The organism is Endozoicomonas sp. YOMI1, from assembly GCF_024606345.1.
Taxonomy (GTDB): domain Bacteria; phylum Pseudomonadota; class Gammaproteobacteria; order Pseudomonadales; family Endozoicomonadaceae; genus Endozoicomonas.
On record NZ_JAHHPM010000346.1, the window covers coordinates 1 to 6,449 of the forward strand.

9 protein-coding genes and 1 pseudogene are annotated in these 6,449 nt (G+C 44.8%); 3 read left to right on the top strand and 7 right to left on the bottom strand.

Going from position 1 to position 6,449, the window contains the following annotated elements:
- Positions 1-64: 64 nt before the first annotated feature.
- A pseudogene (locus KDK15_RS12425) lies at positions 65-193 on the top strand (ISAs1 family transposase); the annotation flags it as partial.
- Here KDK15_RS12425 and KDK15_RS12430 read toward each other — a convergent pair.
- Positions 154-450: a helix-turn-helix domain-containing protein gene (locus KDK15_RS12430; RefSeq protein ID WP_257295681.1), complete on the bottom strand. Its 297-nt coding sequence runs from the start codon at positions 448-450 to the stop codon at positions 154-156. The pseudogene KDK15_RS12425 and the gene KDK15_RS12430 sit on opposite strands and share 40 nt — an antisense overlap.
- Before the next feature lie 236 nt (positions 451-686).
- On the opposite strand from KDK15_RS12430, the gene tviB reads away from it, so the two are divergent.
- Both tviB and KDK15_RS12440 read left to right on the top strand, forming a co-directional pair.
- The gene (gene tviB / locus KDK15_RS12435; RefSeq protein WP_257295682.1) at positions 687-1,964 is read left to right on the top strand and encodes a Vi polysaccharide biosynthesis UDP-N-acetylglucosamine C-6 dehydrogenase TviB; all 1,278 of its coding nucleotides are present in this window, start codon (positions 687-689) and stop codon (positions 1,962-1,964) included.
- Positions 1,965-2,087: 123 nt separating this feature from the next.
- Positions 2,088-3,140 carry an NAD-dependent epimerase/dehydratase family protein gene (locus tag KDK15_RS12440; protein ID WP_373691369.1) on the top strand — a complete coding sequence of 351 codons (1,053 nt, stop codon included), beginning with the start codon at positions 2,088-2,090 and terminating at the stop codon, positions 3,138-3,140.
- 182 nt (positions 3,141-3,322) lie between these two features.
- On the opposite strand, the gene KDK15_RS12445 is transcribed toward KDK15_RS12440, so the two are convergent.
- The 6 genes from KDK15_RS12445 to KDK15_RS12470 form a co-directional block, all read right to left on the bottom strand.
- Positions 3,323-3,499 carry a transposase domain-containing protein gene (locus KDK15_RS12445; protein ID WP_257295683.1) on the bottom strand — a complete coding sequence of 59 codons (177 nt, stop codon included), beginning with the start codon at positions 3,497-3,499 and terminating at the stop codon, positions 3,323-3,325.
- Positions 3,435-4,319, bottom strand: a complete 885-nt coding sequence (locus KDK15_RS12450) for an IS66 family transposase (protein ID WP_373691370.1) — start codon at positions 4,317-4,319, stop codon at positions 3,435-3,437. The genes KDK15_RS12445 and KDK15_RS12450 overlap by 65 nt, the downstream gene beginning before the upstream one ends.
- Entirely contained in the window at positions 4,232-4,903 is a 672-nt protein-coding gene (locus KDK15_RS12455) for a transposase (protein WP_257295684.1), read from the bottom strand. The genes KDK15_RS12450 and KDK15_RS12455 overlap by 88 nt, the downstream gene beginning before the upstream one ends.
- A gap of 18 nt (positions 4,904-4,921) precedes the next feature.
- Positions 4,922-5,293 carry an IS66 family insertion sequence element accessory protein TnpB gene (gene tnpB / locus KDK15_RS12460; RefSeq protein WP_257295685.1) on the bottom strand — a complete coding sequence of 124 codons (372 nt, stop codon included), beginning with the start codon at positions 5,291-5,293 and terminating at the stop codon, positions 4,922-4,924.
- A 2-nt stretch (positions 5,294-5,295) separates the two neighbouring features.
- Positions 5,296-5,592 carry a hypothetical protein gene (locus KDK15_RS12465; protein WP_257295686.1) on the bottom strand — a complete coding sequence of 99 codons (297 nt, stop codon included), beginning with the start codon at positions 5,590-5,592 and terminating at the stop codon, positions 5,296-5,298.
- Positions 5,593-5,694: 102 nt separating this feature from the next.
- A partial coding sequence (locus tag KDK15_RS12470) for a transposase (protein ID WP_257295687.1) occupies positions 5,695-6,449 on the bottom strand: 755 nt, incomplete at its 5' end.

The window sequence follows — 6,449 nt, forward strand, 5'->3', positions numbered from 1 at the left end:
GGCGTACAAGATTAGGCCTTTGTGCGGTGGGTGGGGCTTAATGTCTACCTTAAGAACAGTTTATCGACACATTGCAGTTAATTTATTGAATAATACAACGACGTTCAAAGCGAGCCTGAAGCGAAAGCAGAGGAAGGCTGCCATGAGTACCCACTACCTCTCCCAGGTACTGGCGGGCTGTGGGTCTTCATGAATTTCCCGTGCAGTAACACCGCCGCCATGACTTTTATACAGGCCCCGAATGCCATAGTCCTCCCAATGATCTATCCAGCTTGAAATAGTCTGATATTGAGTTCCAAAAACATCGGCAATTTGCTCAAGAGAATAGCCGCGATGACTTAACAGAATAGCATGGGCCCTTTCTCTGAGATAAGGCGTAGAGCCAAGGCGCCAAGCATGTTGTAATGTTGTGATAATGGCTTTATCAGTGATGGCAGAGACGAACTTCATGGGGGCACAACAGGCTGAAAATTTAAGCAAACAGTAGTACAAAATTAAAGGTTCTGCTGGTATTGACTTTAATGTCTGATCGATTAGACAGTTTATATGATTTCAAATGGTCAACTACTTATTTAGCAATATAAGTAGTCCACAGCTTGCTTTTGAGGAGACTTCCCCATTAGCTCTGGCATAGAAGCTGAGAAATATCCGTTTTCAATATTTAGACTACTTACAGGATTAACTGAATGCTTTTTAATAAAGATCCTATTCTTGCTGTTATAGGTTTGGGTTATGTCGGCCTACCTCTTGCAGTTGAATTTGGGAAGCAGTATAAGACTATCGGCTTTGATATCAATCAAAGCCGAGTTGAAGAATTGCTTGCAGGTCATGACAGCACGCAAGAAGTTAGTGACCAAGAACTTTCAGAAGTTTGTGATCTTACCTTTTGCAGTCAACTGGAAGATCTCAAGCAAGCTTGTATATATATTGTAACTGTGCCCACTCCAATTGATCAGCATAAAAGACCCGATCTTGCTCCACTGATAAAAGCAAGTGAAATGCTCGGTAAAGTTATTGGTAAGGATGATATCATTATTTACGAATCCACTGTTTATCCAGGAGCAACTGAAGAGGACTGTATTCCACTTATTGAAAAAGAATCAGGCCTTGTTTTTAACGAAGACTTCTTTGCTGGTTACAGCCCAGAGCGTATTAATCCAGGGGATAAGAAACATCGGGTAACTACCATAAAAAAAGTAACGTCAGGTTCAACCCCTGAAGTTGCTGATTATGTGGATAGTCTCTATAGCTCCATTATCACTGCAGGGTCTCATAAAGCCAGCAGTATTAAGGTGGCAGAAGCAGCAAAGGTTATTGAAAACACCCAGCGTGACTTGAATATTGCATTGATAAATGAGTTGGCTGTAATTTTCAATCGCTTGAATATTGATACCGAAGAAGTTTTGTTGGCAGCAGGTACCAAATGGAACTTTTTACCATTTCGACCCGGATTGGTCGGTGGTCATTGCATTGGTGTAGACCCTTATTATCTTACACACAAAGCTAAGGAAATTGGCTATCATCCTGAAGTTATTCTTGCGGGACGGCGTATTAATGATGGTATGGGGCAATATGTTGTTTCTCAGGTCGTTAAAATGATGATCAAAAGGCGTATTCATATAGAAGATTCCAATATATTGATTATGGGGCTGACCTTTAAAGAAGATTGTCCAGATTTGCGAAATACCCGTGTTATCGATATGGTTGAAGAATTCCGTGAGTACGGCGCAAATGTTGAAATTTTTGATCCTTGGGTTAATCCTATAGAGGCTGAGCATGAATACGGAATCACGCCTATACAAGAACCTGATACAGGTAAATACGAAGCTATCGTTTTGGCGGTAGGGCATAAAAAGTTTAAAGCAATGGGGCCGGAAACCATTCGTAACCTCGGTCGGGAGGGGTGCGTTGTTTATGATATTAAATATATTCTACCACCTGATACCGTTGATGGCCGATTGTAATATTTAATTGCCTTTACCGTGATTCCACGTACTTGGTCTGGAAACAACTATTTCCTAAGGTAGGATCGTTGATACCTTTCAGATTAAAAAATAATATGTAATCATTTTAATCCGGGGTAAACGGTGACTAAAATTGAACAAACTTCTTTTATGAAATACGAAACAGTCAAAAATGAACTTCGAGAACATCCGAGAACTTGGCTGATTACTGGTGTTGCCGGGTTTATCGGTTCAAATCTTTTAGAAACTTTACTAAATCTTAATCAGAAAGTAGTTGGGCTAGATAATTTTATCACCGGATATCAGCATAACTTGGAAGAAGTTAAAATGTTGGTTACTTCTGATCAATGGCAACGGTTTACTTTTATTCAGGGTGATATTTGTAACTTAGGTGATTGTCATAAAGTATGCAAAGATGTGGACTATGTACTTCATCAAGCTGCATTGGGTTCAGTGCCTCGATCAATTAATGACCCAATTGCCACTAACGTTGCCAATATAACAGGGTTTTTAAATATGTTAGTGGCGGCCAGAGATGCGAAAGTTCAAAGTTTTACTTATGCCGCCTCAAGCTCTACTTATGGTGATCATTCAGCATTACCAAAAGTAGAAGAAAACATTGGTAACCCATTGTCGCCGTATGCGGTGACCAAGTATGTGAATGAGCTGTATGCCGGTGTTTTTGCCAAAACATATGGTTTCAAAACAATTGGCCTACGTTACTTTAACATATTTGGAAAACGACAAGACCCTGAGGGAGCCTATGCTGCTGTTATTCCAAAATGGGCAGCGGCTCTGATTAAAGGTGAAAAGGTTTATATTAATGGAGATGGCGAAACCAGCCGGGATTTCTGTTATATCGAAAATGCGGTTCAAGCCAACATTCTTGCTGCAAAGGCAGATGAGGAAGCGAAAGATAATATATTTAATGTTGCAGTAGGTGACCGCACTACTCTGAATGACTTATTCAACGTTATAAAAGAGAAGTTATTGCGAACACACCCAGAGATCGTTTTAGTCGAACCAGAATACAGAAATTTTCGCAAGGGTGATGTACGTCATTCGCAGGCAAATATTAACAAAAGTAAAAAGTTACTTAAATACTGCCCGTCTCATAGGATTAAAGATGGAGTTGATGAGGCAATGACTTGGTATTTAAATCAACAAAAAATCTAAGGTGCTGACTGTGTACAGCCATTCTTAGGGTAGACATTAAGAAAACTGAAATCGCCAAAAAATAGAGATCAACTACTCTGGCAGGGGATGAGCCGCTTTGTAAACCGTAGGTCGGTTCCCCGTTCAGGGGAGCCGACGGTCTTTCCCCCGCCGTAAGCGTTCAAGCAGGGGGCAGACTCCCCCTACTTGTCGAAATCGGCTTTTAATGGATTGGCTCCGAATTTCTCTTTCCAGAATCGAGGTATCAGTTCCCTGATATCACGGGCCGGGTGGAGGCTGATACGTTGCAGCACATCAACCAGGTATTTGTAGGGATCGATTCCCGCCAGCAGGCAGCTGGTGATCAACGTCTGGAACACGGCAACATTGCCCGCACCTTTCTTCTGTCCAGCAGAACATCCAGTTCTTCCTGCCCATCGGGATGCAACGTAGGCCACGTTCAAGATGATTCGTGTCAATCGCTACCGTTGGGTCGTTCAGGTAAACCTGCAGCTCTGTTTCCCGTTTGTGAACATAGCCGAGTGCTTTGCTCAGAGGATTGGTGGGAACCAGATCCAGCCGACGAAGTTGCTCCCGGTTCCATTCAAAGAACTGGTCAACCAGAGGTTTGGCTTTGAGTTGGCGATAGTCACGCAGTGTATCGCCTTCTAATTCTTGACGACGGATGTCATCTTCAACCTTGTACAGCGCGCCGATTTGTTTCAGTGCTTCTTTGGTGGCTTCGGGCTCCACTTTTTCGGCTTTGACGAAGTAGCGTCGGCTGTGTGTCCAGCATTCGGCATGCGTAATCTTTGGGTATTTAGAGCAGAGGCTGTCGTAACCGGGGTAACCATCCGTGAGCAATACCCCTTCAAATTCTTTCAGATAAGGCTCAATCACATCGCAGGAGCGGCTGTTGGAGTAGATAAAAGCTATTTCATCCTGGTCACCATAGAAGCACCAGAAGTAGCCTTTCTTCATTTTGCCTTTGGATTTCAACCCTGCTTTGGTTGGCGTTTCATCCAACGCCAGTGTCTGACTTTCAAGACAGCTGTCCAATACTACACTGGCAACGGGCCGCAACAAATCACCAGCCCGCTGCTCCAGGTTGGTCAGCGTCCCGCGACTGACGGTGATGCCGCTAGCTTCCAGTCTCTTAGTCTCTGGTGCTGACGGTAAAGAGGCAGATGGTAACGGTATTTCTCAACCAGCATGCCGGCAATAAAACTGACATCGGCAAAGCTGCGATCAAACAGGCCGGAGGGGGCTGCTGCTGTGCTCAGGGTCTGGTCTGCTCTATGACGAACGACATCACGCTGGTATTTCAGGATGACGTAACTACCCGGACGCTGCGCCAGGCGATGAGTATATTTGTGATCAATGATTTCATACTGGTCGGCGTCTTCACCCTGCATTTCAGGTGCCGGGATATGAATCAGTTCAACCGGAACACCATCGGTGAAGCGTAACCCCTGATCTGTGACACAATCATCAGACCGCTGTTTTTTTCGGCGTTCGTAGGTAATGGTTTCCGTTTCTGGTGGCTGCGGAGATTCAACGTCTTTGAGGAACTCGCCAAGCGCTAATTGATTCGGGTTATCGATCAATCGCTTTTCAGACTTTTCACCAAACAACTGTTGCTTAAACCAGTCCAACTGATGTTTTAGGGATGCGATTTCCTGTTTCAGGGATTCGGCAACCGATGTCTGTTCCTGCAACAGCGCCTGCGACTGCTGGAGCAGTTGCAGGTGGGAGAGCTGATTGACAGGAACGGGCAATGTCATAGCACTTGACTGTAGACGCTATTTGGTACTTTTGCTGGTTGATGAATCAGGTTTTTCATAGCGCTTATGGTAACGGACTGATCGGGTATCAATGCCATCAATGATCATTTTCAGATCCGTTAATGCGAGTAACTGCTTGGCTGTATGATCAGGGTTAGGATGAAATTGCCCCTGCTCCAGACGTTTACTCCAGATGCAGTAGCCTCCTGGTTCAAAATAAAGCACTTTGCATTGATTACGGCGGCGGTTGATAAAGACGAACAGCTGCCCACTTAATGGATTCTCTTCAAGCACGTTCTTGGCCAGAGCTGCCAGTCCATTGAATGACTTTCTCATATCGGTGGGGCGGTTATACAACCAGACCCGGACCTGTGATTCCGGAAAAAACATGGTCAGCGTCGCATGCGGAGGATGACGCCACCAGGCAATTCGAGTTCCATATCCCACTTTGACGGATCTGGAACAGGATCATCAAAGCCGGTTGGTAGTTGATGCCATTCAGGGCCGTGCTCTGGCTGAGCAGATTTAACAGTGGCCTGGGTTAATTTACGTTTCCAGAGCGTGAATGTGGACAGGCAAATATCATTTAATTCGCAAAAGGCTTTTTGACTGACACCACTTTCCTGCTGCTGGTTGATCAGGTTTTGCCACTGTGAAGAAGTGCGGCGATTCGATGTGTTTTGATGCATGGCTCGCTCCTGTATTTGAAACAGGTGAAAGCGTGGCAGTCAAAGGTTGGTTTTTGAAGACGTCCTCAAATAAGCGCTTACCCCAATGGCACTGACTTAAGCTCACTTCCCTTGGTATTTCTTGAGTCTGCGTGCCTGCGACCTTGAATGCTGGAGCCTTTTATGCGGTTTTGGCCGCTTCTTAACGGCCCTTGGCTCCGACCGACCAGGTCGATTTCCAACAATATGCTGTCCTATGATGTCCAACATATTAACGATTTTCTGTTCCAGCCAGTCACCCGATGCACCCAGCAACGTCTGAAGGAATGACACCAGCGTTTCCTGGGCCGTTTTAAAGCTCAATTCTCGTGGAGTCTTGTCAATGTGCTTTGCTGTTTTTCCCATCAGTGCCCGTATTAGGTTGTATACCAGAAAGTTGATGGATATTTCTTTTCTCACCATTTCCGGACTTTTACAGCGCAGCATATCCATTTTCATGGTCGTTTTGATGACATCAAAATCAATCTCGACGTGCCAGCGTTTCAGATACAACGCAATGATCTCTGTCCGGGGATACTCATCAGCATCCAATAAAGTGGTGATGATGGTGCGACGTTTGTTCTTGACAGCACGGATTACCAGCTCTGCAGGCATCTGATCATAAAGCTCCTGACTCATCCACTCAGGTCGGACTGGTCTTGTTAATTTGAATAATCCATCCTTGCTACCCAACTTGTGATCGCATTTCCGGAAATCAATATGGCGGGCACCATTTTTCTCGAAAACCACGTCAGCCTTGGCTTGTAACAACAAAGCCAACAGGAAGTAGTTCTCAAAATTCGCATCACCTAACAGGATGTCGCCATCCTGCAGATGGG

Bases quoted from the DNA above. Each gene is read 5' to 3' on its own strand.
- KDK15_RS12430 (WP_257295681.1), bottom strand. From the start codon at position 450: ATGAAGTTCGTCTCTGCCATCACTGATAAAGCCATTATCACAACATTA.
- tviB (WP_257295682.1), top strand. From the start codon at position 687: ATGCTTTTTAATAAAGATCCTATTCTTGCTGTTATAGGTTTGGGTTAT.
- KDK15_RS12455 (WP_257295684.1), bottom strand. From the start codon at position 4,903: ATGACATTGCCCGTTCCTGTCAATCAGCTCTCCCACCTGCAACTGCTC.
- tnpB (WP_257295685.1), bottom strand. From the start codon at position 5,293: ATGTTTTTTCCGGAATCACAGGTCCGGGTCTGGTTGTATAACCGCCCC.
- KDK15_RS12465 (WP_257295686.1), bottom strand. From the start codon at position 5,592: ATGCATCAAAACACATCGAATCGCCGCACTTCTTCACAGTGGCAAAAC.